The organism is Nannocystis sp. RBIL2, from assembly GCF_026626745.1.
GTDB lineage: Bacteria > Myxococcota_A > Polyangia > Nannocystales > Nannocystaceae > Nannocystis.
The window spans coordinates 3,834,857-3,860,936 of the sequence record NZ_JAPNJW010000001.1 but is presented as its reverse complement, the minus strand read 5'-3'; the positions used below and the strand labels follow the sequence as shown (position 1 = coordinate 3,860,936).

The 26,080-nt window shown below is 72.7% G+C and carries 19 protein-coding genes; 3 read left to right on the top strand and 16 right to left on the bottom strand.

Annotated elements, in window-relative coordinates:
• Positions 1-57: 57 nt before the first annotated feature.
• The 12 genes from OV090_RS15090 to OV090_RS15035 all read right to left on the bottom strand — a co-directional run bounded on the left by OV090_RS15090 (position 58) and on the right by OV090_RS15035 (position 20,106).
• Positions 58-567, bottom strand: a complete 510-nt coding sequence (locus OV090_RS15090) for an SRPBCC family protein (protein ID WP_267704333.1) — start codon at positions 565-567, stop codon at positions 58-60.
• Positions 568-661: 94 nt separating this feature from the next.
• The gene (locus OV090_RS15085; protein ID WP_267704332.1) at positions 662-1,141 is read right to left on the bottom strand and encodes a hypothetical protein; all 480 of its coding nucleotides are present in this window, start codon (positions 1,139-1,141) and stop codon (positions 662-664) included.
• Positions 1,142-1,201: 60 nt separating this feature from the next.
• On the bottom strand, positions 1,202-3,970 hold the full coding sequence (locus tag OV090_RS15080) for a serine/threonine-protein kinase (protein WP_267704331.1): 2,769 nt from the start codon (positions 3,968-3,970) through the stop codon (positions 1,202-1,204).
• A 430-nt stretch (positions 3,971-4,400) separates the two neighbouring features.
• Entirely contained in the window at positions 4,401-5,327 is a 927-nt protein-coding gene (locus tag OV090_RS15075; protein WP_267704330.1) for a hypothetical protein, read from the bottom strand.
• A gap of 202 nt (positions 5,328-5,529) precedes the next feature.
• Positions 5,530-7,212, bottom strand: a complete 1,683-nt coding sequence (locus OV090_RS15070; RefSeq protein WP_267704329.1) for a peptide chain release factor 3 — start codon at positions 7,210-7,212, stop codon at positions 5,530-5,532.
• Positions 7,213-7,294: 82 nt separating this feature from the next.
• A complete protein-coding gene (locus OV090_RS15065) occupies positions 7,295-8,761 on the bottom strand; it encodes a hypothetical protein (protein WP_267704328.1) in 1,467 nt (488 codons plus the stop codon).
• Between the two features lie 56 nt (positions 8,762-8,817).
• Positions 8,818-10,287, bottom strand: a complete 1,470-nt coding sequence (locus OV090_RS15060) for a hypothetical protein (protein ID WP_267704327.1) — start codon at positions 10,285-10,287, stop codon at positions 8,818-8,820.
• 15 nt (positions 10,288-10,302) lie between these two features.
• Positions 10,303-11,832, bottom strand: a complete 1,530-nt coding sequence (locus OV090_RS15055; RefSeq protein WP_267704326.1) for a hypothetical protein — start codon at positions 11,830-11,832, stop codon at positions 10,303-10,305.
• Positions 11,833-11,856: 24 nt separating this feature from the next.
• Positions 11,857-13,386 (bottom strand): hypothetical protein, encoded by a 1,530-nt coding sequence (locus OV090_RS15050; protein ID WP_267704325.1) that lies wholly within the window; start codon positions 13,384-13,386, stop codon positions 11,857-11,859.
• A 388-nt stretch (positions 13,387-13,774) separates the two neighbouring features.
• On the bottom strand, positions 13,775-14,833 hold the full coding sequence (locus OV090_RS15045; protein ID WP_267704324.1) for a prolipoprotein diacylglyceryl transferase family protein: 1,059 nt from the start codon (positions 14,831-14,833) through the stop codon (positions 13,775-13,777).
• A 432-nt stretch (positions 14,834-15,265) separates the two neighbouring features.
• The gene (locus OV090_RS15040) at positions 15,266-16,213 is read right to left on the bottom strand and encodes a tetratricopeptide repeat protein (RefSeq protein ID WP_267704323.1); all 948 of its coding nucleotides are present in this window, start codon (positions 16,211-16,213) and stop codon (positions 15,266-15,268) included.
• A gap of 32 nt (positions 16,214-16,245) precedes the next feature.
• The gene (locus tag OV090_RS15035) at positions 16,246-20,106 is read right to left on the bottom strand and encodes a VIT domain-containing protein (protein WP_267704322.1); all 3,861 of its coding nucleotides are present in this window, start codon (positions 20,104-20,106) and stop codon (positions 16,246-16,248) included.
• A gap of 244 nt (positions 20,107-20,350) precedes the next feature.
• On the opposite strand from OV090_RS15035, the gene OV090_RS15030 reads away from it, so the two are divergent.
• A complete protein-coding gene (locus OV090_RS15030) occupies positions 20,351-21,184 on the top strand; it encodes a hypothetical protein (protein WP_267704321.1) in 834 nt (277 codons plus the stop codon).
• Between the two features lie 73 nt (positions 21,185-21,257).
• On the opposite strand, the gene OV090_RS15025 is transcribed toward OV090_RS15030, so the two are convergent.
• The 3 genes from OV090_RS15025 to OV090_RS15015 form a co-directional block, all read right to left on the bottom strand.
• Positions 21,258-21,851, bottom strand: a complete 594-nt coding sequence (locus OV090_RS15025) for a hypothetical protein (protein WP_267704320.1) — start codon at positions 21,849-21,851, stop codon at positions 21,258-21,260.
• Between the two features lie 88 nt (positions 21,852-21,939).
• A complete protein-coding gene (locus tag OV090_RS15020) occupies positions 21,940-22,512 on the bottom strand; it encodes a hypothetical protein (protein ID WP_267704319.1) in 573 nt (190 codons plus the stop codon).
• A gap of 38 nt (positions 22,513-22,550) precedes the next feature.
• A complete protein-coding gene (locus OV090_RS15015; protein ID WP_267704318.1) occupies positions 22,551-23,921 on the bottom strand; it encodes a hypothetical protein in 1,371 nt (456 codons plus the stop codon).
• A gap of 173 nt (positions 23,922-24,094) precedes the next feature.
• Here OV090_RS15015 and OV090_RS15010 point away from each other — a divergent pair, with 173 nt between their 5' ends.
• Entirely contained in the window at positions 24,095-25,075 is a 981-nt protein-coding gene (locus OV090_RS15010; protein WP_267704317.1) for a hypothetical protein, read from the top strand.
• A 72-nt stretch (positions 25,076-25,147) separates the two neighbouring features.
• Here the strand turns inward: OV090_RS15010 and OV090_RS15005 are convergent, their stop codons facing one another.
• Complete coding sequence (locus OV090_RS15005; RefSeq protein ID WP_267704316.1) at positions 25,148-25,549, bottom strand: hypothetical protein; 402 nt, start codon at positions 25,547-25,549, stop codon at positions 25,148-25,150.
• Between the two features lie 118 nt (positions 25,550-25,667).
• Between OV090_RS15005 and OV090_RS15000 the strand changes: the two genes are divergently transcribed.
• Positions 25,668-26,078, top strand: coding sequence for a hypothetical protein (locus OV090_RS15000; RefSeq protein WP_267704315.1), 411 nt, complete (start codon positions 25,668-25,670; stop codon positions 26,076-26,078).
• The last annotated feature ends 2 nt before the right edge of the window (positions 26,079-26,080 follow it).

The window sequence follows — 26,080 nt, the reverse complement described above, 5'->3', positions numbered from 1 at the left end:
CGCCCGGCGGCAGGTCGGCGAGGTCGCGCTGGCGTGAGCGCGCCTCGGGACTTGGTCTCAGGATTTGGCGAGGTGGGCCTGGAGGTCGGCGAGGTAGCGCTTCGTCGAGCCCTCCCAGCCGAAGATCGTGGCGGCGAGGAAGCGCAGCGCGGGGTTCGGCACGTCGCCGACCTCGGTGAGGGTGAGGCGCGTGCCGCCGCCCTCGGCGGGGGCGAACTGGAACACCCAGTGGCCGGTGAAGGCGCGGCCGGGGTCGGCTATCTCGTTGACGAGGCGCTCGTTCGCCACGTCCTGGGTGACCTCGAAGGTCGTCGCGCCGTCGTCGCCGATCTCGCGGTAGACCCGGCGGTCGCCCTTGTCAGGCAAGATCTCGACGCGCTTGAGGTCGGAGCGCCAGCTCGGCTGCGACTCGACGTCACGCACCGCCGCGTACACGGCCTCGGGCGCGGCCGGCAGCACCACCGTCTCCATGGCGATGTGCTCCCGCGGCATGTTCGAGCCGCAGGTAACGACGATCACGAACACACCGAGGAGCCAGAGGACGACGCGGAGGGCGCGGCGGGGCATCGCCCTCGCGAATAGCCGCGCGCCGGGCGGCCGTCAAGACGTGGCGTTTGAGACAGGTCGGCCGCGTCAGTTCGGCCGCTTCAGTTAGGCCACATCAGTTGGGTTTCGGCCAGTCGGGCGGCAGCTTGGGCGGCGGCGGACGGATCTGGCTGCTGATGTCGCCGAGGTCGATCTCGACGGCGCCGAGGCCGTCGAGCGCGATCTTGAAGCTCATGCCGGCGTCGCCATCGAACAGGAGGCGGGCGGCGAGCCGCGCCGTGGCCACCAGCGGGACCGGGTCGCCAGCGGTGCTCAGCAGGCTGCGCCCGCTGGTCGCGGTGACGCGGACGGTGCGGGCCGGGCTCGGCGCGCCGGGCTCGATCACGAGGTCGATGCCGCGGTCCTGCCAGGCGATCCATGTCTCTGGGGACAGGTTGATGCGGCCGCCGCTCACGCGCTGGCCGACGCACTCGAACACCGGGAGGCTGCCGCTCGTGCCGTAGCGGACGGTGAGGAGGCCGTCCGGCAGCGTCACGGGCACGAACGACGCGATCAGCGGACGGGGGCTGCGGACGAGGGTCATTCGGGTCGACATCGGCGCATATGGGTGGCGCGACGAGGTCGATCGGATCATGCAGATCCGACGTCGCCGGCGTTATTTCCGGCGGACGGGGCCGGAGGCTCGGATCCGTACGAGCAGCTGGCGCAGCTCGCGAGCAGTGGCGTCGTCGTCAGGCAGCAGCGCGAGCGCGCGGCGGCAGTGCGCCTCGGCCTCGCGCCTGTGACCGCGCACGAGATCGAGCTCGGCAGCGGTGCCCCAGGCGTAGGCGGCGACGGCGGGCGAGACGCCGCCGAGCTCGGCGAGCGCGCGCCCGATCGCGTCGGCGGCGCCGGGCAAGTCGCCGAGGTTCTGGCGCGCGGCCGCGACCCCGACGCGCATGGCGACGGCGTTGTCGCGGGTCTCCGGCAGCGCGGGGCCGGCGGCGACGAGCGCGAGGCCGGCCTCGTAGCCGCGCAGGGCGGCGTGATCGTCTGTCCCGAGGGACAGGTCGCCGCGCAGCTTGGCGAGGGCGATCCGGTCGGACCGACCGGCGGTGGGATCGGCGACGTCGGCGAAGGAGGCGGCGGCGCGCTCGGCGGCGGTGCGGGCGGCTGCGACGTCGCCGCGGGTGTAGTGGACGACTGCGAGGTCGAGCTCGAGGCTGGCGCGCTCGCGCGCGTCGGGGTCGTCGGCGGCGACGGTCAGCGCGGCGCGCAGGTTGGCCTCGGCCTCGGCGTACTGGCCGGCGGCGAGCTGGTAGCGGGCCAGGCTCTGGCGGGTGTCGGCGACTGCGCGCGAGTCGGGGCCTTCGCGGCGGAGCTGCAAGCTCAGCGCCTGGCGGGCCAGATCGACGGCCGGCAGGTGCTGCTCGCGCTGGTGGGCCTGCTCCGCGTGGTGACGCAAGATCCGTGCGGCCAGCGCCTCGTCGAACTGGCCGTGCTGCAGCGCGCGCGCGAGGCGGGCGTGGGCCGCGTCGAGGTCACCGCGGCGCAGCTCGGCCCACGCCGCCGACAGCTGCAGGTCGACCATGCGCGCGCCGCTGGCCTGACCGATCCGGTACAGCGTGCTCTCGGCGTGCGGCAGCAGCAGCAGCGCGTGCTCGGGGTCGGGGTCGCGGGCGGCGTCGACGAACACCAGCCAGCGCCAGGCGTCGGCGACCAGGAAATCGTCGCCGACGGCGCCGGCGTCGCTGGCCGCGGCCTCGAAGCGGCGGCGGGCGCCGGCCTCGTCGCCGACGTGCATGGCGGCCACGCCGAGCGCGAGGTCGGCCCGGGCCTGGCGCCAGCGGTCGCCGACCTGCTCGGCGCGGGCGCGAGCGGGGTACAGCCGCGCGGCCGCGGCCGCCGCGTCGCCCGCGAGCGCGAGCGCGGCGCCCGATTGAAGCTGTTCTTCGAGCCATGTCATTTCCGACAGGTCGAAATGGACAGGCGGCTCGACGGTGAAAGCCAGGCGGCGCGGGTCGACGCAGTCGGAGGCCGGCGGGAGCGCGCGGTCCCACAGGGCCAGGCGGCCGTCCCAGCCGCGCCCGGCGCTGTCCACGACGAGGCCGGCGCCGCCGGAAGGCTCGCGGGCGGGCCCCGCCAGCGCGCCGGCGACCGCGCGCAGCGCTTGCTCGCGCTCGTCGAGGCAGGACCGGGCGCGGGCGCGGGCCGCCTCGTCCCAGCGCGCGCCGGCGCGGCAGGCCTGGGCGCTGGCCTCGGCCCACTTCAGGACATGTTCCGAGAACCATGTCTCGAGGGACATGCCCGAATCGCCAGCCGAGCGCAGGGCCGCGCGCTGCTCGGCCGGCCACACGGCGTCGACGAGGGCGGCCGGGTCGGCGCAGGCGTCGGCGTCGCCGCTGCTCTGGAGGGCCGCCCCGGCGCCGGCGCCGACCACCGCGGCGAGGGCGACGACCGCGAGCGGGCGGCGGCGGCGCGGCTGCAGGCCGGCGGTCAGCTCGGCCAGCAGCTCGTCCATGCTGGGGAAGCGGTCGCCGCGGTCGAGCGCGAGGCCGCGGCGCAGGGCCGCGAGCAGCCACGCCGGCACCGCGCGGGAGTGCGGCGCGGAGCGGCGCCAGTCGGGCAGCTCGCCGTAGAGGGCCTCCCACAGCGCGACGCAGAACGAGTACTGGTCGCTGCGCGCGTCGACGGTCGCGCCGGTGTCGTACAGCTCGGGCGCCATGTAGCGCGGCGTGCCGGCGCGGCTGGTGAGCACGAACTCGGGGCCCGAGGGCTCGTCGCCGTCGACGGTGGCGGCGATGTCGCGGCTGGAGTCGCGCATGCGCGCGAGGCCGAAGTCGATCAGGCGCACGCGGCCCTCGCCGTCGACGAGGATGTTGCTCGGCTTGAAGTCGCGGTGCAGCAGCCCCTGGTGGTGCGCCGCCGCCAGGCCGTGGCCGGCCTGCAGGTACATCTGCACGATCTCCCGCCAGCCGCGCGGCGCCTCCGACAGCCACTTGCGGAGGGTGACGCCCTCCACCAGCTCCATGGCGATGAAGAGGTTCTCGCCCTCCTCGCCGATCTCGTACACGCGGACCACGTTGGGGTGGTCGACCTGGGCCAGGCTCTGGGCCTCGCGGACGATGCGGGCGCGCACGACCTCGTCGAGGCTGCGGGTCGGGATCTTGATGGCCACGCGGCGGGCCAGCTTGTGGCTCCACGCGGCGAACACGACGCCCATGCCGCCCTCGCCGAGTCGGCGCTGCAGCGTGAAGTCGCCGATCTCGTCGCCGGCCGCGGGGCCGCGGACGCGGCGTGCGCCGCCGTTGCCCTCGGCCGCGGCCTCGGTGCTCAGCGCGGACTCGCCGCCGGACTCGGCGGTCGGCTCGGGCTGCGAGCGCGCCGACATCAGGTCGGCGCAGATGGTGCTGGCGTCCCCGTCGATCCCGGGCTGCACGGGCATGGCCCCCATGAGCGACCGCGAGGGGCCCGGCGGATCACCGGGTCACCGTGAGGACCGTGACGATCGTCGGGGCGCGATCGCTCGCGGTGGTGCGGGCGGACAGAGGTCCGCGGCTCGAGGCCGAACGCTTCGAGCTGTCCTCGAGGACAGTTGATTGCGCGCGCGTGCCAGCCGCGCCGCGCGCGGACGTGCTCGCGGATCGGGATGCGCGTCACCTGGGAGATGTCTGAAGCGACGGGGGCGGGACGCGTGGCTCAGCCGTACGCGATGGAGCGCGCGACACGGACGTGGCCGGTCGCATCGTGAAATGTCTGAAGGGACAGGTTCAATCCGCACGCCGAGCCCGTCGCCGGGCGTGCGCCGTGGGCCGCCGCGCGGCGAATGACATGGCCTCGGGGACAGCCGTTGCCGGGGCGAGCCCGCGTCCGACCTAGGGCCGCCACGTCAGCTCTGCCAGCCGGCGCGGGCCGGCTCCGAACAGCGCGTCGACGCGGGCGGACAGGTCGCCGGAGCCGGGGAGGGGGATCGAGGTTTCGACCCAGACGAGGCACGCGTCGCCTGCATCGACGAGGGTGCCCCGGAGCCGCACGCGCAGGACCGATTTCAGCGGCCCGTTGGCGGGCAGGAGCAGCGACCATTGTCCGCTGGTCAGGCGCTGCTCGATGAGGGCGGCGGCCGGCCCGTAGATCGGGTCGCTGCGCATGGCCTTCGCGCGCGCCTCCTCCCACGCGTAGCGCTCTCGATCGGCGCGCTCGACCGCTTCGCGGTGCCAGCGCTGGCGCAGCTTGCCGACCTTGTCGCCGCCGCTCAGCGGGAGCGGGATGCCGTCGACGAGCCGCGGCTTCAGGGCGTCGGGGGAGCCGGGCTCGCCCGTGGGCGCGAGCAGCAGCGCGGCGATGCCGAGATCGCTGAGCCCTTCGTCGAACGGGCCGGTGTACAGCCTGCGCTCGCTCTCGCCGTGCTGGCGGGTGTCGACGCCGGCGGGCGGGCCGAATTGCAGGCGGTCGCCGTCGCTGATGTAGACCAGGTCGACCCGGGTCTGCTGCAGCCTCGGCGACACGAGCTCGCCGGCGAAGCGGACCGGCAGCACGCGAGCGGCCAGCGTGCCCTCGACCGGCACGCCGAGCTCGCGCGCGAGGGCGGGGCGGTCGAACACCTGGAGGTCGAGCGTCACCCCGGCCGCGAGCTCGGACCACATCGCCCGCTCGAGCTCGGCTTGCTCCTTGGCGCTGTCGGCCCGACGACAGGCGCGGTGCCACTCGCCGCGCGCGACCTGCTCGGTGATCGTCGGGGCACAGGCGGAGCTCAGCGCGGCGGCGACGACGAGGCCGGGCAAACTCGGGGCGCGAGCAGGCACGCGGGCGAGTCTACCGCGAGGGGGTCGTGGAGTCCGCGCAGACGGTGAGACCGTGCTCGCCGTCACCTGTTCGGAGTCGCGCGGCGATCGAGGGTGACTCTCGCTCGGACCGGAGGACCGAGGGTCCCCCTCGTACTTTCATGCGGCGGCGGGCGGAAGCCGACGACGGCACACGCGTCGGCCCGGCGATGCGGCGGCCGGCTCAGGTGTGCTCGCGGGTAGAGCTGAAGCGGAGGTCGGGGAAGCGCTCCTCGACCTTGGCCAGGTTCCACTTGTTGGGCGCGAGGTAGGCCAGGTCGCCGTGGCTGTCGTGCGCGAGGTTGCCCTGGTTCTTCTGCTGGAAGCCCTCGAGCATCTTCTGCACCTCGATCCTGCTCTTCGTGGTCGGCTTCGGCGTGATCCAGCGGGCGGTGGTGTACTCGATGCTCTCGTAGTCGGCGTCGACGTCGTACTCGCTCTTGAGGCGGTGCTTCATCACCTCGAGCTGGAGCTGACCGACGGCGCCGACGATGAACAGGCTGCCGACGAGCGGCTTGAACACCTGGATCGCGCCCTCCTCGGCGAGCTGGTGCAGGCCCTTGGCCAGCGCCTTGGCCTTGAGCGGGCTCTTGAGCAGGACGCGGCGGAACAGCTCGGGGGCGAAGCTGGGGATCCCGGTGAAGCGGAGCTGCTCGCCGGCGGTGAAGGTGTCGCCGATCTTGATGGTGCCGTGGTTGGGCAGGCCGATGATGTCGCCGGCGTAGGCGGCCTCGACGATCTCGCGGTCGCGGGCCATGAACATGGTCGCGTTGCCGAGGCCGACCTCGCGGCCGAGGCGGCAGTGATGGGCCCGCATGCCGCGCTCGAACACGCCGGAGCAGACGCGCAGGAAGGCCATGCGGTCGCGGTGGTTCGGGTCCATGTTCGCCTGGATCTTGAACACGAAGCCGGTGAAGGCCTCCTCGGTGGGCTCGACCGTGCGCGTGGGGACGGGCTCGCCGGGCGCGGGCGCGGTCGTGGCGGCGGCGCCGGTGATGGCCTCGCGCGCCAGCGGGCCGGGCGCGAGGCGGATGTAGGCCTCGAGCAGCTCGCGGACGCCGAAGTTGTTCATGGCCGAGCCGAACAGCAGCGGGGTCTGCTTGCCGGCCAGGAAGGCGGCGTGGTCGAGCGGGGCGCTGGCCTCGCCGAGCAGCTCGGCGGCCTGGCGCAGCTCCTCGACCTGGTCGCCGAGCAGCTCGTCGAGCCGCGGGTCGTGCAGACCCTCGACCAGGATGCCCTGCTGGATCTTGTCGTGGCCCTGGGCCTGGAACAGGTGCAGGCGGTTGTGGATCAGGTCGTAGACGCCCTTGAAGCGCTTGCCCATGCCGATCGGCCAGGTCAGCGGGACGCAGGTCATGCCGAGCTTCTTCTCGACGTCGTTCATCAGATCGAGCGGGTCGAGGCACTCGCGGTCGAGCTTGTTGATGAAGGTGACGACCGGGGTGTCGCGCAGGCGGCAGATCTCGATCAGCTTCTCGGTCCGCTCCTCGACGCCCTTGGCGCCGTCGATCACCATCAGCGCGGCGTCGACGGCCGTGAGCACGCGGTAGGTGTCCTCGCCGAAGTCGGCGTGACCTGGCGTATCGAGCAGGTTGACCTGCACCGGCGGCGCGGTGGGCGGCAGCTCGGGGTGCGGGTACTCGAAGCTCATCACCGAGGTGGTGACGGAGATCCCGCGCTCGCGCTCCATCTCCATCCAGTCGGAGGTGGTGGCCCGCCCGGCCTTCTTGGCCCGCACCGCGCCGGCCAGCTGGATCGCCCCCGAGTACAGCAGGAGCTTCTCGGTCAGCGTGGTCTTGCCGGCGTCCGGGTGGCTGATGATCGCAAAGGTCCGACGACGGGCGACTTCGGCGGCTAGCTCGTTCACTGCCCGCGGGGAGGTAGCAGAGGTGACGCATCACCGCCAGCCCCGCAGGGAGCGAGGTCGCGCACGGCGCGCGGGCGCACCGTCACTTCGGCGGCAATGGCGTCATCCACAGGCCCGGCTGCGGGCCGAGGAGGTCCAGCCAGGCGTAGGCGAGCGGGTCCTCGTCGGTGCGCACGGGCCAGGGCGAGTAAACGCGCTCGGCGAGGGTGGTGTAGCTGCGGGTGTCGCGGTCGATGACGACGAGGTCGACCAGGCCGTCGTGGTCGTCCGGGCGCGGGAACTCGACCATGTAGCGGCCGTCGTCGAGCCGGGAGTGGAAGTACGTCATGCGCGGCAGGACCTCGGCGTGCTGGCCGCTGGCGATGTCGTAGCGCCACATGCTGCCGAGCTTGCGCTCGGGGACCCCGAACACGAAGTAGTCGACGCCTTCGCCGTCGTACTCGAAGAAGGCCGGCTCGTCGGCGACAGGGCCGCGGTACCACACGTGCTCGGCGCCGCCGACGGGGTCCCAGAGCGTGAAGGTCACGCGCGCGCCGGGCTCGTGCGTCTGCAAGAGGACGACGCCGTCGTCCCAGCGCTCCCACTTGTCGTGCGCGGGGACCTCGAGCGCGGCGCCGTCGGCGAGGCGGTGCATGGCGACGAGCGTCTCACCGGGCCCGACGAGGGCGGCGAGCCCGGCCTCGGGGTCGAAGCGCCACCGGCCGGCGTTGACCCCGGGGAACTCGGGGTCGCGGCTCCACGAGCGCTGGCAGAAGTCGTTGACTAGCAGTAGTCGCTCGTCGCCCGTGTCGAGGTTGCGGAGATAGATCGGCTCGGCGATGTCGTCGCCCATCTCCTGCCAGATCAGGTACGGCGCGGACGCGTGGAAGTTGCGCGCGGCGTCGAGGAGCGTGGTGGCCTCGCCGGTGCCGCCGTCGAACCGCAGCAGCTCGCCGTCGTCGCGCAGGGCGAGCAGGTCGGGGACGTTCGGGTCGAACAGCGCGACCTCGTCGGCGAGGAACACTGCCGGGTGCTCCGGTGCGCCGTCGTGGGCATAGAGGGCGTGGGTGGAGCCACCGAGGCCGGCGGCGTAGTTGTGACTGTAGCCGGGGGTCTGCTGGCGGGCGAGCACCATGCGGTCGGCCCAGAACCGGGCCCGGTAGTCGCCCGGCGAAAGACCGGCGAGCGCGCGGGGCTCGTCGAGGTCGTCGCGGTCGACGAGGACCTTCTGCGTCAGCTCGTCGAGGTAGTAGGTGACCTCGCCGCTGGGGAGCCGCAGCTTGGTGAGCTGCCGGAGATAGGGCCTCGGGCCCGGGAGCAGCTGCGGCTCGCCGCCGCAAACTTCGACCTGCCAGTGCTGCACCGGTTCGCGCCCGTCGTAGGTGTAGAAGACCAGGCCGTCCAAGGAGCCGGAGATCCGCGGCTCCGCGGCGGTGTCGAAGAGCCAACCGTCCGGCGGCGCGGCCAGGCGCACCGGGCCGGTCAGCGGGCAGAGCGAAGCCGAGTCGTCGGGCTGACAGGCGACGGAGAGGACGAGCCAAGCAACAGCGATGGATGTCCGATAGAACACGGCTGATAAGACATGACCTTCAAGACATGTTCTATGGGACATGTCCTTTTGAGAGCTCACCTGGGCGGGATCGGGGCGGCCCACAGGCCGGGGCCGTCGTCGCCGCCGAGATAGAGGAGGCCCTGGTCGGGGAAGTAACGGAAGTCGTCGACGTCGGCGGCGACGGTGGTGTAGCGCCCGGTGTCGGGGTCGAAGACGACGAGGTCGAAGGGGGAGTACGCGCGCGACGGGAGGGCCGTGAGGTAGCGGCCGTCCTCGAGGACGAGGGTGCTGACGCCGACCCGCGGGATCAGCATCGTGGCCTCGCCGGTGCGGTGGTCGGCGCGCCAGAGCACGCCGGAGAAGCCGCCCTCGTCGATGTCGATGTAGTCGACGGAGTCGTCGGCGACGGCGAACAACTGCAGCGACCCGCCCACGGGGCCGCGGTACCACTCGTGTAGGGCGTCGGTCGCGGGGTCCCAGCGGAGCCACGCGGTCTCGTCGTCGTGGTCACGACTGAGGGCGAAGCCGCGGCCGAGGGTGCCGCGCAGGCGGACGCCGGCGGGCGGCTCGATCGCCACGCCGTCAGCGGTGCGGACGACGGCCACGAGGGCGTGGGCGGGGCCGTAGAGGGCCGCGTAGGCGCCTTCCGCGGCGAACGCCCAGGTGCCGGTGCCGGGCGTGTCCCGGTCGCCGGGGCGGTTCCACGACAGGGCGGTGAAGTCGTTGACCGCGATCTGCCGGTCCTCGCCGGTGTCGAGGTCGCGGAGGAAGATCGGCTCGCTGACGTCGTCGCCGAGCTGCTGCCAGATCAGCCGGCGGGCGGCGTCGCTGACGGTGAAGCGGCGGACCCCGGCGAGCACGAGCTCGGACGCGCCGGTGCCGGGGTCGACGTCGCGCAGGTCGCCGTCGTCGTCGAGCATGAAGAGGCGGTCGCCGGCGCTCTGGAAGGTGACGATCCGGACGCCGAGCTGGACGACGGGCACGTCGGGGTCGCCGTGGTGCAGGTAGATCGCGTACGCCCGGGCGCCGATGCCGGCGACGCCGGTGAGGTTGTTCGGCGCCTCGGGGAGGCTGGAGAAGTACATGCCGAGCGCGCTGGCGCTGGCGATGAACTTCCCGGCAGGCAGGCCGGGCACGGGGCGCGGGGCCTCGAAGCCGGGCACGTCGAGGCGGTCGAGGATGACGTGTCGGTCGCCGTCCTGGGCGTAGAGCAGCCAGCCCTCGTCGGTCTCGAGCCCGGTGAAGCGAGTCATGCGCGCGGTCGCGGGCGTGAACCGCTCCGGCTCGCCGCCGCAGCGGTCGATCATCCAGTACGTCGGCGTGGGATCGGTGCGCGGATCGAAGCGATAGAAGATGTGGTCGCCGAAGGTCTGCAGCGAGAGCCAGCGGTCGAACCCGGGCTGCCAGCCGCGCGGCGGGGCGGCCATGCGAGTGACCTGGTCGAGGGGACAGGTCGCCGCGGGGCCGGCGTCGTCGTCCGGGCCGCAGGCGAGCAGGGCCGCGGCGAGAATAAGATGTTTAAGAGAACATGTTTTCAGGGACATGACCGGATAGACATGTCAGCGCGAGGTCAGGGGCGCGGCCCACAGGCCGGGCTCGTCGCCGCGGCTGTCGAGGTAGAGGACGCCCTGGTCGGGGACATGCACAAAATCGTCGACGCGCTCGGCGATGGTAGTGTAGACGCGAGAGTCGGCGTCGAACACCAGCAGGTCGTAGGTCCACTTGATCTCGGCGCCGGCCTGCACCGGCTCGGCGCGGACTGCGGTGAAGTAGCGGCGGGCGTCGAGCTGGAGGTAGTCGCGGCCGATCCGCGGGGCCCGCTGGGTGAGCTCGCCGGTGCGCAGGTCGACGCGCAGGAGGCTGCCGGTGGTCTCGTCGGTCGGCTCGCCGAGGAAGTACTCGAGCTCGTCGCCGACGCGCGCGCGCGCCTCGACCGTGGCGTCGGCCGGGCCGCGATACCACACGCGTACGTCGCCGCCGTCGGGGCTCCACAGGGCGAGCACGAGGTTGTTCGTGTCGGGCATGACGAGGACGAAGTCGTCGCCGAGCGCGCCGCGCTGCTGGCGGTGCTCGGGGATCGCCAGCGACTCGCCGGTGTCGGTGCGCACCGCGGTGACGAAGGTGTCGTCGGGGCCGACGAGCGCGGCCGCGGCGCTGCCCTCGGTCCAGGTCCAGCGGCCGACGGCGAGGCCGTGGGCGGGCATGCGGTTCCACGAGCGGGCGGCGAAGTCGTTGACCGCGATCTCGCGATCGACGCCGAAGTCGGCGACGGCGAGGCGCGCGCTGGCCTCGAGGTCGCGCAGATAAACGGGCTCGACGTCGTCGTCGCCGATGGCCTGCCAGATCAGGTGCCGGCCGTCGGCGGCGAGGGTGAAGTAGCGGACGCCGGCCTGCAGCGGCTCGCTCTCGCGAGTGAACGGATCGACCTTGCGCAGGGCGCCGTCGTCGTCGAGGACGAACACGGAGCTGCCGTGCTGGGCGAGGCTGACGACGTGGTCGCCGAGGTGCAGCGCGGGCGCGTCTGGGTCGCCGTCGTGGGTGTGGACGACTGCGGAGCCGCCTTCGACGCCGGCGGCCTGCCGCGCGTCGCCGGTGGGGCGATTGACGCTGGCGAACAGGGCGTAGCCGGCCTCGTGCGAGCTGCCGCCGGGGATGTCGTAGCCGGGCAGGCCGCCCACGGGGCGCGGGACGTCGAAGCCGGGCACGTCGAGGCGGTCGAGCACGACGTGGCGGCCCTCGCGGTCGACCGCGTAGACGAGGGTGCCCTCGGCGGTCTCGAGCGCGAAGGGCAGGATGGTGCCGGGGGTGAAGGTGGTGAAGCGCCTGGGCGGGCCGCCGCAGCGGTGGACCAGCCAGTAGCCGGGGTCGGGGTCGCCGGCGTTGTCGAAGCTGTAGAGCAGGCGATCGCCGAGCTGCTTGAACGGGTAGACGCGCGCGGACCCGGGCTGCCAGCCGTCGGGCGGGGCGGCCAGGCGCACCGGCTCGTGCAGGGGGCAGGCCGAGGCGAAGCTCTCCGGCGCGACCGCGTCCTCGCTGCACGCCGCGAGCAGCAGCGACAGGGCGGCGAGGTGAGCGGGTCGAAGAGACATGGCCTTGGGGACAGGTGATTCGGGTTACTTCAGCGGCAGCGGATGCACCCACACGCCCGGGGCGGGGCCCTGCGGGGCGAGGTAGACGAGGCCCTCGTCGGGGACGAGCGCGTAGGCGGTGACGTCGTCGGCGATCGCGGTGTAGAGGCTGTCGCCGGGATCGACGAGCTTGAGGTCGCGCGTGGACTCGGCGGCGAAGGCCGAGCCGGACAGCGGCGGGCCGAGGAGGATCTGGCGGTCGAAGGCGATGAAGTAGCGGCCGTCGGCGAGCTCGAGCGGGTTCCAGGTGGTGCGCACGAGGAGCCGCTCGCGCTCGCCGCTGCCCAGATCGACGCGCCAGAGCGTGCCGGTGGCGGAGTCGCCGGGATCGGCCTGGTAGTACTCGGCCTGGTCGCCGTCGACGCGGCGCAGGGCGACGGTGACCTTCGCGCCGCGGTACCACTCGCGCACGCCGCCGCCGACCGGGTCCCACAGCACCAGGACACGCTCGGCGACGTCCTCGGTGAGGAGGACGATCTGCTCGCCGGCGAAGCCGATGAACCTGAGGTGCTCGGGGATGGCGAAGGTCTCGGCGTCGGTGGTGCGCACGACCTTGGCGAGGACGCGATCCAGGCCCAGCTGCGCGGCGAGGTCGCCGCTGGGGCTGACGCGGAGGGTGCCGAGGTCGCCCTGCTCCGGGTCGCGCAGCCACGACTGCTGCGCGAAGTCGTTGACTGCGATCGGGAGGTCGTCGCCGGTCGCGAAGTCGTGGACGTAGATCGTCTCGGCGAGGTCGTCGCCGAGCTCCTGCCAGGCGATCTTGTTGTGCTGGGCGAGCGGCTGGAAGTGACGGACGCCGGCGAGGAGGAGCTCGCTGTCGCCGGTGCGGACGTCGAGACGGTGCAGCTCGCCGTCGTCGTACAGGACGTGGTACTGCCCGAACTCGCCGGCGACGCCGCGGAACAGGACGAACTCGCCGAGCGCGACGGCGGGGACGTCGGGGTCGCCGTCGTGGCGGTACCAGGTGGTGGTGGCGCCGCCGATGCCGGCCGCGTAGGCGCCGCGCTCGCTGGGGTGTGGCTCGTCGAAGAGTTCGAACGGCGCCGGATTCACGCCCCCGAAGGCACCACCGTCGAGGCTCTCGGGCAGGCCCGGCACGGGCCGCGCCTCGTGATCGTCCGCGCCGTCGAGAGGGCCGAGGATGTACGGCCTGCCGATGGCGTCGTTGGCGTAGACGACGAGCCCGTCGGCGGTGGTGATGGCGTGCGGGTTGTGCAGGCCGGGCGCGAGCGCGGGGTAGGGGGCGAGCTCGCCGGTGCAGCGATCGAAGCGCCAGTAGACGCGGTCGGGGGCGTCGAAGCGGTCGAAGGTGAAGAGGACGTGGTCGCCGAGGACGTGCAGGCCGTACCAGGCCTCGGGGTCGGCGACGAAGCCGGGCGGGGCGGCGACGACGCGCGTCGGCTCGGTGATCGTGCAGGCCTCCGCGAGGGCTTCGGGGGGACCACCGCCGACCGGCTCGCGACACGCGGCGAGCAGCGTGCAGACGGCGGCGATGCTGAGGGTCCCCAAGGACATGGTCGAACGAACAGGTGGCAGAGCGGGCTCGCACGCGGCCCTACAGGTCGGACCTGGAGCAGAGGCGATCGCGGAGCGCGATCGGGGCATGATCGCGGTCGGGCCGACGGGCCAGGCCCCGGCCGCCGGAATGCCTCGCTTCGCCGCAACCGCGGATCGGTCAGGCGCGAGCTCTGGAGCACGGGCCGGCTCGTCGGATGGAGACGCCGCGCGATGCAGGCGAGCCGTACGGGTCGACGGGCGCACACTTCGAGGGTGTCCCGCGAGCGTCCGCAGGGCAAGTGCGCGCGTTCGCCCGGGCCGCCGACAAAGGTGGGGGATGCCCGCAGAAACGACGACGGCCCGCCCCTTGCGGGTGCGGGCCGTGAGGGATTTTCACGGGGGCGGGTCAGCGATCGCGGTCGTTGGCGCCGAGGCCCATCTCGTTGATGTCGACCTTCACCCCGCCCGAGGGCTTGCTCAGCCACGAGCCCACCGACTTGTAGTGGACGCCGAAGGCTGCGCAGGCCGCGAGGAAGATGAAGAGGAAGTAGGCGATCGACGAGGTGTTGCCGATGACGTGGACGTAGCGCAGCTGGAGGTTGATCGGCAGGTTGCTGGCGTCGCTGGCGAGGCCGAACAGCAGGACCAGCAGGCCGAAGCCGATCATCATCAGGCTGTAGATGTTGGTGTGCGTCCAGCGGCCGACCTGGCCGCGATCGTCCTGGCGGAACCGCTCGAGCGCGAAGCGGATGATCGGGTGGGTGATGAGGTACAGCGCGGCGAACATGCCGTCGAACACCTTGAACGGCAGCAGCGCGTAGAAGATCGTGAACTGGATCAGGTGGGCCGTCAGCGCGTAGAGCTGCGTGGGGTGGATCTTCACGCCCTGCAGGTCGGGACGGAAGCGCACCACCTTGGAGTGCGGGCTGGTGTAGGCGACGCCGAACCGGCTGTCGGTCGGGCGGCCCCAGCAGCAGCCGTAGACGTAGCAGCCGAGCCGGCAGATGGCCTCGCCCAGCGGCATGCAGAAGCCGGCGGCGTCGAGCAGGGCGAGCAGGCTGATGTTGGTGAACAGCGAGTAGCCGGCGAACGCCATCATGCCGCCGAAGATGCCGCCGTGCAGCATGTAGCCCGGCTTGAGCAGCGTCTGCAGCGGCTTGCGGAACAGCTCGCGCCACTCGAGCAGGATGCTCGTCAGGCGCGAGACCATGAGGATCGAGGGGATGGCGAAGAACAGGTAGAACGCGGCCGTCTGCGCCGTGTCGGCCCCGACCATGCCCATGTACCAGGTCGCCGTCGACACGCCGACGAGGAACGCGAAGCCGGCGATCATCCCGTAGGTGACGAAGATCCAGTCACCGGCGCGGAACAAGATCGTCTTGTTGTGGAAGTCGCGGAGGAAGGCGAGAAGCCCAGTCCGCGGAGCCTCGAGGTCGATGCTTGCGTGGCGGGTGGTTCCGGACATGGTTCGCGGCAAGGTACCCGCCCGCGCCCTTCGGCTCAAGTCCACGACCGAAGCGCACCTTCGTCGGGGGATCCCCTGAGGGCCAGGATCCACGGTTGGGTTTTATTCCCGCGACGTCGGCCACGTACGGCCCAATTCGTCGCGAAAGCGTCACGTCGTCGCAGAGGCGCGAGTGACCTCGGTCACCGCCTCTGGTTGTTATACGCCTGTCCAAAAAGCCCGATCGGCGCGGCCACGCCCCGGGTCAAAATGGCGCGCCACGAGCTGTCCCCCGGGCCAGGTGAGGCGGCGAGCTCGGCCGGAATCGCCTGTCCTCGGGGACAGGCGATGTGAAGACGAACGAGCATCGAGCTCGGGGCCGTCCACCAGAGCTGTCCTCGGGGACATGTATTTCCGCAGCCGATCGCGGCGGTGCCGTCGCGGGCGCTGCGGCTACTTCGCGGCCGGCGCGGAGTTGGCGGAGGCGCGCTGGGTGACGACCTCGAGCTCGCCGAGGCGGCGCTCGAGGTGCGCGCTGAGGGGCAGGCTGGGGTCGCTGCGGGCGGCCTGGAGCTCGCCCCAGATCTTGCGCGCGTCGGTGAGAAAGGTGATGGCTGCCTCGAGGTCGCCGGTGGCGAAGGTGGCCGAGGCGGCGGCGGCCAGGGCCTCGGCGTGGGCGAGGGTCGAGGGGCCGACGTTGGCGATCGCGTCGTCGTAGAGCTTGCCGGCGGTGATCACCGCCTCGATGGGCTGGTCGGCGGCGAGCAGGATGTCGACCGCGAGCACGCCGTCGTCGAACAGGGCGAGGCTGTCCTTGTGGACAGCCATGGCGCGGCGCACCGACTCGAGCGCCTTGTCGGGCTGGCCGAGGCGGAGCTGCTCGCGCGCGAGGCCGCGGAAGGCGTCGCCGGCGAGCCCGGGCTCGTGCTTGAGGTCGATGGCGGCCAGCGCCTCGAGGTTCTGCCCGCGAGCCTCGGCGTAGCGCTGCTGCGCGCTCAGCAGGGCGCCGTGCAGGATGTGCCAGCGGGCCCGCTCGGCCCCGCTGGCGCCCGGCCCGAGGCGGTCGAGGTCGCGGGCGAGGAGCTGCAGCTGCTTGAGCGCGGCGGGCTGGTCGTCCTGCCGCAGGGCGAGCTCGATGGCGAGGGCGCGCAGGGCGTCACGGCCGGGGTCGGGACCGGCCCCGGGCGCCTCCGCGAGCCGCGGCGCGAGCTCGGCGCGGACGACGTCGACGAGGCCCATCGCCGCCTTCTGCCGCAAGATCGGCAGGTCGCCGATCGCGGTCGGTGCGGAACCCTCGGGATCGAGCACGACGGCCGGCTCGGTGGTGCCGGCGCGGCCGGCGGTCTTGCAGCCGACGAGGCCGGCGGCGAGGAGGAGGACGGTGGCGAGGCGAGCGGGCACGTCGGTAGGTCGGCGGAGGGGCGGGTCGTGCGTCACCTGTAGTAGTACGCGTGGCCGTAGTTGAGACTGTAGCCGACGGTGGCGAGGCGCAAGCTGCCCTGGTCGAGGGTGAAGGGGTAGGTGCGCGTGACTGTGGGGGTGCGCAGGGTCAGCTGTCCGGTCACCGCGCCCTGGCCGGAGATCCGCGAGACCTCGATCGCCAGGGTCTTGCGGACGGTGCGGTAGATCAGCTCCTCGACGTTGGCGGTCTCGGCGACGAGGACGTCGTCGGGGCGGAGGGCGCTCAGGCGGCGGCCGCTGGCGTCGACGACGGCGATGTCGACGTCGCCGGCGCCGGTGAACACGAGGCTGGCGCGCAGGTCGCCGCCGCCGGGGAGGTCCAGGGGCCGCGGCCGCAGCGTGCCGAGGTCGAGGTCGCGCAGGGCCCTGGTGATGTCGGCCGAGCGCGCGGGCGCGGCGGAGAGTGTCTCTCGGGCCATGTCTGTTTGGCCCTGTCCCGAGAGGCAGCGCGCGAGGTCGACGCGGTAGCCGGCGCGCGCGGGGTCGATGCTGACGAGGGCGCGGCGGTGGGCGCAGCTGCGGGCGAGGTCGCCCTTGCTGGCGAAGCCCTGGGCGAGCTGGAGGTGGAGGGCCTTGTCGAACGGCTTGACCTCGGCGGCGGAGGCGTAGGCGCGCGGGGCGGCGGGGTCGGAGCGGGCGGCGAGGAGATCGGCGACGGCCATCAGCGCGGGCGCGTGGTCGGGGTCGGACTCGGCCCAGGCGCGGGCGTAGGTGAAGCTGTCGGTGGCGCCGGCGCGGATGGCCGCCTGGACCAGCTTGCGGTGGGCGGAGCGGCTGGTCGGGTCGGCGTCGACGGCCCGGCGCAGAGCGTCGAGCTTGGCGGTGGTGGCGGCGGTGGGCGCGGTGGCCGGGCTGACCTTCCAGACAGGTGTGGGGTGGCGCGGGCGCGGGCCACGGCCGTAGCCGCTGCCGCTGCCGCTGCCGCCGATGTCGCCGTCCCAGCTCTCGGCGATGTCCGCCTTGGTCTTGGCGGCCTCTTTCTTGGCCGGGGCAGGCGCAGGGGGCGAGGACGGGGCGGTCGTGGCGGCCTTCTCCGCGGGAGGGGCCTCCTCAAGGTCGATCGGCGCCTCGGGCTCGGCGGCCGGGGCGGCCTCGGTCTCGCCGCGGGCGCGGCGGCTCTCGTCGCGCAGCTGCTCGTTCGCCAGGCTGTCGAAGAGGTCGTCCTCGGCGTTCTTGCCCTTGTTGAGGCGAGTGCTGCTCGCGGCGTCGGCCATCGGCGCCGGCGGCGGGGCCGGGTCGGGGGACGGGGCCTCGGCGGGCCGGGCCTCGGCGCCGGCGGCCATGTCCTTGGGGACAGGTTGCACGGGGGCCGGGGCGGTGGTCACCGGCACGCCGCCGGACGGGGCGACGGTGCCCTTGGCGTCGACCGTGCCGGGCTCGATCTTGCCGGTCCAGCCGGTGGTGCGGCCCGACTGACGCACGACGTTGAACTCGCGGTACATGGCGTCGTTCTCGAGCACGAGCAGCGCGGTGTAGCGCGAGAGCACGGTGTACTGGCGCGAGAGCTCGATGATCTCGGAGCGCGCGGCGTGGCCGCGGCCGGCGGTGAGCGCCTCGATCTCCTCGCGCGCCCAGGTGCGCGGGAGGTGGGCCCGGCGCGAGGCGTCGGGGCCCGGGACGGCCTCGAGGTCGACCTGGATCCTGTCCGAAACGACCTGTCCGTCGGGACCGGTGGCCTGGATCGTCAGCGGACCGTGGACGGGCTGGCTGAGCTTGCCGACGAGGGTGATGGTCTCGCCGGGGCGGACGCCGGCGAGCTGCTCGGGGTGGGCGTAGACCATGCCCTGCGGCAGGCTGATGTCGACGTTGCGGGCGACCGGGAGGGCGGCGCGCAGGCCGAGCTCGCGCGCGAGGCCGCGGAGGTCGTCCTTGGCGTCGGCGCGCAGGAGGTCGCCGCCGGTCTTGCGCGCCAGCGCCGACAGGACGGTGAGGTCGGAGCGGGCGCCGAGGGCGACGGCCTGGACGCGCGTGCCGGCCAGCGGGCGCTCGACGTCGCGGAGCAGCTCGTCGGGGGCGAGGGCGCCGGCGCTGGGGCTGCCGTCGCCGAGGTAGACGATGATCCGCTCGGCCTGGCTGGCCTTCGGGTCAGCTGCATCGGTGCCGAGAGCGGTGGCCGCGGCGCGCATCATGCCGCCGATGTCGCTGGCGCCGGCGAGCAGCTGGCCGTCGAGGAAGCGCTCGACCCCGGCGAGGTGGGCGCCCGAGGCGGGGCCGAGGCCGCCGGGGGCGACGTCGCAGGCGGCGTCGCAGGCGAGCACGGTGATGCGGTCATTGGCGCCGAGAGTGGCGGCGGTCGACTGCACGAGGCTGCGCGCGACGGTCCACAGGTCAGGGGTGGTGCTGTGGCTGCGGTCGAGGACGAAGGCGAAGTGGCGCGGGCGGTCGCCGGCCGTGAGCTTCAGGTCTGGCTTGAAGGCCAGCATGAAGTAAGCCTGGCCGTCGCGGTCGAGGTGGGTCTCGGTGTGGACGCGGCGCTCGCCCTCGGGCAGCGGGATGTCGACGCCGAGGTCGTGGACCGGGCGGAACCGCTGCGACTTGGTGGCCAGCTCGACGCGGTCGCCGAGGTCGCGCCGCTGCAGCGCGGCCATCGGCGTGACGAGCTCGCCGCGGGCCGGCAGCTCCGACTTGTCGACCTCGATGGCGAACTCGAAGTTCTCGATCTCGGTGCCGCTGGCGCCGCTGCTGGCCCCGGTCATCGGGTAGCGGTAGCGCAGGTCGTCGCCCACGACTGGCAGCACCTGCGTGTAGCTGAGACGGATCTTGCGCTCGCCGCGGCCGGGGATCGGGAAGATCTTGAGCTTGAAGATGTTGCCGCGCTCCCACTCGAGCAGGGCCGGGTCGCGCGGGATGGTGGCGTCGACGATCTGCTTGAAGATCTGGCGGGCGCGCTCCTTCTCCAGCATCTCGGCGTTCATCCACGTGTTGCCGACCAGCAACTGCAAGCCGGAGATCGAGGCGTCGGCCGGCAGCGGGAAGCGGTACGTGCCCTCGAGCACCTCCGCGGCCTCGTTGTAGAAGGTCTGCTCGATCTCCGTGCGCGCGATCCGGCCGGAGATCGCCACATGAACTTTCTGATCGACGAGCGCGAGCTTGTAGAGCTCGGTCTGGCTGCCGGCGCGGCGGGCGGTCAAGCTGCCGACGCCGGCGGGCACTGCGTCGGCCATGCGCGCGGCGACCTCGAAGGCGCGCGACCAGGCGGTGTCCTCGAGCGGGCGCAGGCTGACCTCGGGCTGGGCCGGCTGCTGCGGGGCGAGCGGGGTGTCGACGTGGGCGCCGGGGCCGAGCGGGACGTCCTGGCCGGCGGTGCGCAGGCGGGCTGACCCATAGACCACGTCGTAGCTGCGGCGGTCGCCGCGGGCGAGGACGCGGGCCTCGCCGGTCGAGACGTCGAAGGTGTCGGCGCCGGCGCGCAGGGCCAGCGGAGGTTGACCGGCGGCGACGATGGCGACGAGCTCGCCGCGGTCGAGGTCGAGGGCGCGGGCGTCGGGCGCGTCGGGGAGGGTGAGGCGGGTGTCCTCGTTGATCCGCAGCACGGTGCCGCCGCTGAGGCGGAGCTCGACGATGGTGCCGCGCGGAACGACGAGGACCTGGCCGGCGCGCAGCTTGGCGCCGGGGCCGAGGAATGTCCCTTCGGGCAGGTCCTCGGTGCGCGCGCCGACCGGACCGGAGAAGTTGGTCAGCTCGGCGACGGCCTCGCCCTTGGGGTCTGCAGGGGCGACGGGGGTACCTCCGGGCCCGACCGGGCCCTCGGTGGCGGCTGGCGCCGGCGGGTTGCAGGCGGTGACGAGCGCGAGGGACAGGGTCGAACAGAGGAGGCGTCGCGCGTGCGGCATGGTGGCTCCGGCGGGGCGGGGAACGTCCCTGGGGTGGGAGTGGTCTCGCCCGGCGCTCGCCCCGAAAACGCGGGGCAGCGGGCCATCCTTACACAGTCGGAAGCGCCGCGGGGGGCCTTCGCGGGGGGCGCACGGCCGGGCGGGCCCGCGCGCGGTCGCCCGCATGTGCGCCGCGTGGATGATCCGCGCCGGATCTCGCCAAGTTATAGCCAGGCGCGGCGATGTTGCTTACTGTTAGCGCCCCATGGCTTCGGCAAGGGAAGTCTTCCTCTCGCACGCGGACAACCCGGCGTACGACCCCACGGTTGCGGAGCTCCGCCGCAGCTTGACCGCGGCCAAGCAGGAGGCGCTCGAGAAGGCGCGCACGGTCGCGCAGGACGAGCTCAAGCTGGTGATGCCGATCCTGTACGAGCGGATCGTGGTGACGACGATCCAGATCGCCGCGCACGTCGGCCTCGGCGTCGGGCTCGCGCTCGAGGCGATCGACGAGACCCGCAGCCACACCTCGCTGTCGCTGTTCTCGCGGGAGATCCGCGAGATGATGACCGAGACCGGCGTGTCGCTGAAGCGCCGCCACTCGAACCGCATCGCCAAGCTGGTCGCCGAGATCGAGGCCCAGCGGCTGGCGTGGCGGCACAACCACGAGTTCCTGTCGTGGCTGGCGTTCCGCCGCGACGACCCGCGCTACCCGCCGCACGACCGGCGCGAGCGGCTCGAGGCGTTCAAGCTGCAGCACCGCCTGCTGACCAGCCGCGACGCGGTGATCGCCAAGCTCGGCGGGCCGCTGGCCGCGGCGCTCGAGGGCCACGACCGCTTCATGCTGGCCAACCGCTGGCGGCTGTCGCCCAACGCCGAGCACTCGGTCGAGCGCTACTCGTGGCCGCTCCTGTCTCTTCAGCCAGGTCCCGTGGTGATGCTGGAGTTCGCCCGCGTCGAGTACGACGCGTTCGTCGACGCCGGCGGCAACAAGGAGCAGGCGCAGGCGCTGCTCAAGAAGATCGCGGCGGCGGTGCGCGACCAGCTGGCGGCGGCGCTCGAGCACCTGCCCGAGGACGCGCGCTCGGGCCTCATCGCCTGAGCCGCGAATCACTCGCGGGCGCAGGCCCGTAGCGAGAGCGACTCGAGGGCAGTGACTCGCGGACGATGGCGAGTCACTCGCGGGTGTCGGGGCAGCCCGGCGGCAGCGACTTGCACGGCTGGCGCGGGGCATCGGCCGGGCAGGCCTCGTCGAGCGCGGCCCAGAACTCCTCGCTGTCGCTCCAGCCGTCCTCGCGGGCGACGTCGCCGAGGCAGAGGTCGATCATCTCGAAGCGGCGCGGCAGCGCGTCCGGCGGGTAGGCGATGGGGTCGGTGCTCTGGCAGTAGCCGGCGCGGCACTCGAACTCGTCCGGCTCGAGGAAGAAGTTGAGCTGCGGGCAGTCGGCGTCGGTCTCGCACACGATCATGCGGCTCCACTCGTCGACGAACTGCCACGCCCCATAGCCGCGAGGGTCGACGCAGGCGCCGTCGATCGAGATGAAGCGCGACCACGAATAGCCGTACCACGCCCGGTCGTCGCCCTCGCAGCTCGGCAGCGGGGCGGAGCCCGAGATCCGCCGCACCTCGCAGCCGGTGTACTGCGAGCAATCCCACCCGAACACGGCGCCGCTCTGATCGGTCAACCGCTCGGGGTTGATCTCCTCGACCGGATCTTCGCCGATGATGCAGGCGGCAGCGAACAGCGGGAGGACCGCGAGACGTCGCATGGCCGCAGCCTAACACGGGCCCGCCGCGGCGCAGGCGAGCGGCGTGTCGGGGACGCGCGGGCGGCCATGAGCGCTGTTCCGGCGGCCCTCAGCCCCGCGGGTCGCGGCAGCCCTCCGGCAGGTCGAGGCACGGGTCGTTGGGCCCGCCGGGGCAGGCTTTTTCGATCGCGGCGGCGAGCTCGGGCGAGGCCTCGTAGGGCTCGTAGCGCGGGATGTCGCCGAGGCAGATCTGCTCCATCGCCCAGCGGTTCGGCAGCTGGTCGAAGGACTCCGCCTGGTCGGAGTTCTTGCAGAAGCCGGCGTTGCACTCGTACGAGTCGTCGCCGAGGATCGGGCACTCGCTGTCGGACTCGCACACGACGAACCGGCCGAGCCGCGGGAAGCTGACCCAGCCCTCCGAGTCGGCGCATACGGCCGACAGCTCGATCAGGTGGCCCCACGAATAGCTGTAGGTGGGCTTGAGCTTCGGGCCGCAATCGTCGACGGGGAGCGGCGGAGAGTCTTCGAGCAGGCTCAGGCGGCAGTGCATGTCGTCGTCGCACTCCCAGCCGAACACCGCGCCGCTCTGGTCGGTGAGGGTGGCGGGCTGGACGGGGGCGCTGTCTTCTTCGCCGCAGGCGGCGAGGAAGGCGAGCGAGAGGACTACCGGGGCCGTTCGCATATGCCGACGGTACCCGGCGCCACTACGGCGCATTCCCGTCACTGCACGCGGTCGAGCCGCTCGATGAACGCGTTGATGTCGATCGGCGGCGGCAACTTGGCGTTGTCGAACTCGTCGCGGGCGAGGACGGCGTGCGAGCGGGCGTGGTCGTACTCGGCCAGGCGGGCGTCCATGGTGGCGGCGAAGAAGTAGCGCAGGCCGCGGCGCATCAGGTCCTTCTCGAGCTCGACGTCGACGAGGAGGGCGTCGCGGCAGACCGTGATGAGGTCGTTCTCGGCCGGGAGGGTGACGTAGGCCTCGAGGTTGTCGAGCGCGAGCTCGAGCTTGTCGGCGACCAGCGGGCCCTCGAGGAGGATCGTCGGGAAGGCCGCCTGGAGCTGGCGGATCGCGGCGCTCTGGCCGTCGGCGGCGAGGGTCATGCGCGTGAGGCCGAGCAGCGACGGCAGATGCGAGCCGTCGAGCTTGCGCGCGGCCTCGTAGAAGCCGCGCGCGGCCTTGAGGTCGCCCTTGTTGCGGGCGACCTCGCCGCGGAGGAACAGCGCCTGAGCCTGCTGGCCGATGTCGCCGAGCTTCTTGTAGTTGGCCTCGGCCTCGGCGGCGTGCTTGTCGGCGGCCGCGAACTCGCGCTGCTCGAGGGCGATGACGGCCAGCATGGTGGCGATCGTCGGCTCGTCGTAGCCGCCCTCGCGGGCGAGCAGCAGGAACGGCTTGGCGGCGGCGCCGGAGTACTCGCCCATCTGCACGCCGGCCCACAGGAACGCGAGGTCGGGGGTGAGGTGGTTCTCGGCGGCGAGGGCCGCGAGGTCGCCCTTGAGGATGCCCTGGGCCATCTCGGCGGCCTCCTTCGAGGGCGGGCAGCGCGACACGTAGGCGGTCGCGCGGGCGCGGGCGATCCGCGCCTGGGTCTGGAGGATCGGCTCCTTGGCGGTGAGCGCGGCGTCGAGGTTGGTCAGCATCGCCTCGACGGCGATGTCGCCGGGGCCGAGCTTGGTGTCCTCGCTGTAGTCGCTCTTGCGCGTGGGCGGGGTCTTGGCGTCGAGGTCGACCAGCCGCCAGGCGACGCCGCGGATGCACACCGTGAAGTAGAGCGCGGCCAGGTCGGCGCGGGCGACGGTGATCCAGTGGCGGCCCTCGCTGTCGGCCAGCGCGGCGAGGGTGTCGTCGGCGGTGCGGGCCTTGCCGTCGCGGAGCAGCTTGCTGGCCTTCTCGAGCGCGGCGACGGTGGTGGGGCCGGCGTGCGAGCGAGCGGCGTCGACCAGCGGCGTCAGCGCGAGCCACTCCTGCCACGACCCCATGGCGACCTGCGCGGCGCCGGGCTCGGGCGCGGCGGACGGGCGGCCCTTGCAAGCTGTCCCGAGAGACAGGCCAAAGGCGAGCGCGACAGCGAGGAGGGAGCGGCGGGGCGGCACGGCTGCGAAGGGTAGCGCGCGGGCGCTCGCGACCTCGGGGCCGGAGGCGTGACGATCTTCACGGATTTGCCGGCTGTAAGCCGCGGGGAGAGGGGGGCGTTCGGGGCGCGAGGCCGGCGAGCGGCCTTGACGAGCCCCCGGCGGCGTTTCGGGGCCTGCGGAGACAGACGATCATGCGACGACCCAGCAGCAAGTCCTTCGGCCTGATGGCGACCCTTCTCCTCGGCGCGGCGGTGTTCGCCTGCGGACCGGGCGTCGCCGAGGCCCACCGGCCGTGGAGCGATTCGGGGCAGCTGGTGGCGCCGCCGTGGGGCCAGGAGGTGTCGCTGTCGCTCGAGAGCGCGTACGGCGGGGCGCTGGCGACCTACCAGCACCGCGGCTCGGTGTTCGTGGCCGGGCAGATGGGCGAGCGCTACAACATCCGCGTCCGCAACAACTCGGGCGAGCGCGTCGAGGCGGTGGTGACGGTCGACGGGCGCGACGTGGTGAGCGGGCAGCTCGGCAACTACAAGACGCAGCGCGGCTACGTATTAGAGCCGTACGGCTCGGTGCTGATCGAGGGCTTCCGCCAGTCGCTCGACAGCGTAGCGGCGTTCCGCTTCACCGACGTCGGCAACAGCTACTCGGGCCGCTGGGGCACGCCGCAGCACGTCGGCGTGATCGGCGTGGCGGTGTTCAAGGAGCACCAGCCGCGCAAGCTGCGGCGCGAGCCGCCGCCGCCGATCGCCACGCGGCCCTACTACGAGCCGTACTACGGCGACTACGACGCCCGCGGGGCCGAGCAGAGCCGCTCGGCGCCTGCGCCCGCGCCCGCGCCGGCCGACGCGCCGGCGGCCAAGAGCGCGGCGGGTCCGCGCGGCGGCTCCGCGCACGCCGAGACGGCCTCCCCGTACGATCCGAGCCCGCGGCTCGGCACGCAGTACGGCGAGACGACCTACAGCTCGGTGCGCGAGGTGACTTTCGAGCGCCGCCACAAGCGCCGGCCCGACGTGATGATGACGGTCTACTACGACAGCACCGAGAACCTGCGCGCCCGCGGGATCATCGTCGACCCGTACTTCTCGCCGTCGCCGCCGCACGACCCGCGGCCGTTCCCGGCCACCAGCGAGCGCCACAACCAGTACGCGCCGCCGCCGCCGGCTCGCCGCTACTGAGCGATCGGACATGCCCTCTCGGGCATGCCCTACAGGACAGGTCTCGAGGGACCTGTCCTTTTTCGCATGTCGTCAGGGCCAGCCGATGAAGTGGCGGCTGAAGAAGCCGAGGCCGGCGCTGGTGGCGTTGGCCAGCAGCGACCACAAGAAGGCGCGCCGCAGCCCGCAGCCGCGCAGCAGCAGGGCCTCGACGACCACCGCGAAGGTCTCGGCGAGGATGAAGTAGATGGTGTAGCGGTGGGCCTCGAGGAACGGCCAGCGGTAGCCGAGGTCCTCGTAGGCGCGCGAGTAGAACACCCCGAAGAATACGAACCACACATAGGGGTGCGTGAGCGCCGAGGCGAGGAAGGCAAGCCCCACCCGCTGCGGCCACGGGAGCGGCGCCACGCGGTCGGGTCCGCCCAGAGCGCGCAGGTAGATCGGCACCTCCACCAGCTGGGTGAAGGCGAAGGACCAGAACCAGCGAGCGACCATCGTGCGCGCAATGTACCAGGTCGGCGGCGGTCACCGGGTAGACAACGCGGTTGTCGCACGCGGTCCCTGCTGTTATGGTCCGCGCGCCGGCCGTCACGGCCGCAGGAGCGAACTGCCCATGAAGCGCCTCTCCATGCCCATCGTGTCCGTCCTGGTCGCGCTCGCCGCGGGTTGCGGGGTCGGCCCGCACGTCGACGACTACAACGAGTCCCTGGTCGCCGCGGCATTGGCCTCCTGCTCGTGCGGCAACGGCGGCTACTCGTCAGAGGAAGAGTGCCGCGAGGAGGCTCCTCCCGACGCCGGCGAGCAGGCCTGCGTCGAGGCGCTGTTCAAGAACGCCGAGGCCAACTACGAGGCGCAGCTCGACTGCCGCACCGCGGTCCAGAACCGCCTCGCCAGCTGCCTCAACGACAAGACCTGCACCGACCTCGCCCGTCTCGGCTGCGCCGGCGAAGCCCTCGAAGACGAGGCCGACTGCCCCGACCTGCCGAACGACATCAACAACGAGCTGCGTCAGTGCCTCGACTGAGG

What these genes read in the sequence shown, in the direction of transcription:
- OV090_RS15025 (WP_267704320.1), bottom strand. Translation starts at nt 21,851, where the DNA reads ATGCGACGTCTCGCGGTCCTCCCGCTGTTCGCTGCCGCCTGCATCATC.
- OV090_RS15050 (WP_267704325.1), bottom strand. Translation starts at nt 13,386, where the DNA reads ATGTCCTTGGGGACCCTCAGCATCGCCGCCGTCTGCACGCTGCTCGCC.
- OV090_RS15090 (WP_267704333.1), bottom strand. Translation starts at nt 567, where the DNA reads ATGCCCCGCCGCGCCCTCCGCGTCGTCCTCTGGCTCCTCGGTGTGTTC.
- OV090_RS15000 (WP_267704315.1), top strand. Translation starts at nt 25,668, where the DNA reads ATGAAGCGCCTCTCCATGCCCATCGTGTCCGTCCTGGTCGCGCTCGCC.
- OV090_RS15045 (WP_267704324.1), bottom strand. Translation starts at nt 14,833, where the DNA reads ATGTCCGGAACCACCCGCCACGCAAGCATCGACCTCGAGGCTCCGCGG.
- OV090_RS15085 (WP_267704332.1), bottom strand. Translation starts at nt 1,141, where the DNA reads ATGTCGACCCGAATGACCCTCGTCCGCAGCCCCCGTCCGCTGATCGCG.
- OV090_RS15080 (WP_267704331.1), bottom strand. Translation starts at nt 3,970, where the DNA reads ATGCCCGTGCAGCCCGGGATCGACGGGGACGCCAGCACCATCTGCGCC.
- OV090_RS15060 (WP_267704327.1), bottom strand. Translation starts at nt 10,287, where the DNA reads ATGTCCCTGAAAACATGTTCTCTTAAACATCTTATTCTCGCCGCGGCC.
- OV090_RS15035 (WP_267704322.1), bottom strand. Translation starts at nt 20,106, where the DNA reads ATGCCGCACGCGCGACGCCTCCTCTGTTCGACCCTGTCCCTCGCGCTC.
- OV090_RS15010 (WP_267704317.1), top strand. Translation starts at nt 24,095, where the DNA reads ATGCGACGACCCAGCAGCAAGTCCTTCGGCCTGATGGCGACCCTTCTC.
- OV090_RS15055 (WP_267704326.1), bottom strand. Translation starts at nt 11,832, where the DNA reads ATGTCTCTTCGACCCGCTCACCTCGCCGCCCTGTCGCTGCTGCTCGCG.
- OV090_RS15005 (WP_267704316.1), bottom strand. Translation starts at nt 25,549, where the DNA reads ATGGTCGCTCGCTGGTTCTGGTCCTTCGCCTTCACCCAGCTGGTGGAG.
- OV090_RS15020 (WP_267704319.1), bottom strand. Translation starts at nt 22,512, where the DNA reads ATGCGAACGGCCCCGGTAGTCCTCTCGCTCGCCTTCCTCGCCGCCTGC.
- OV090_RS15030 (WP_267704321.1), top strand. Translation starts at nt 20,351, where the DNA reads ATGGCTTCGGCAAGGGAAGTCTTCCTCTCGCACGCGGACAACCCGGCG.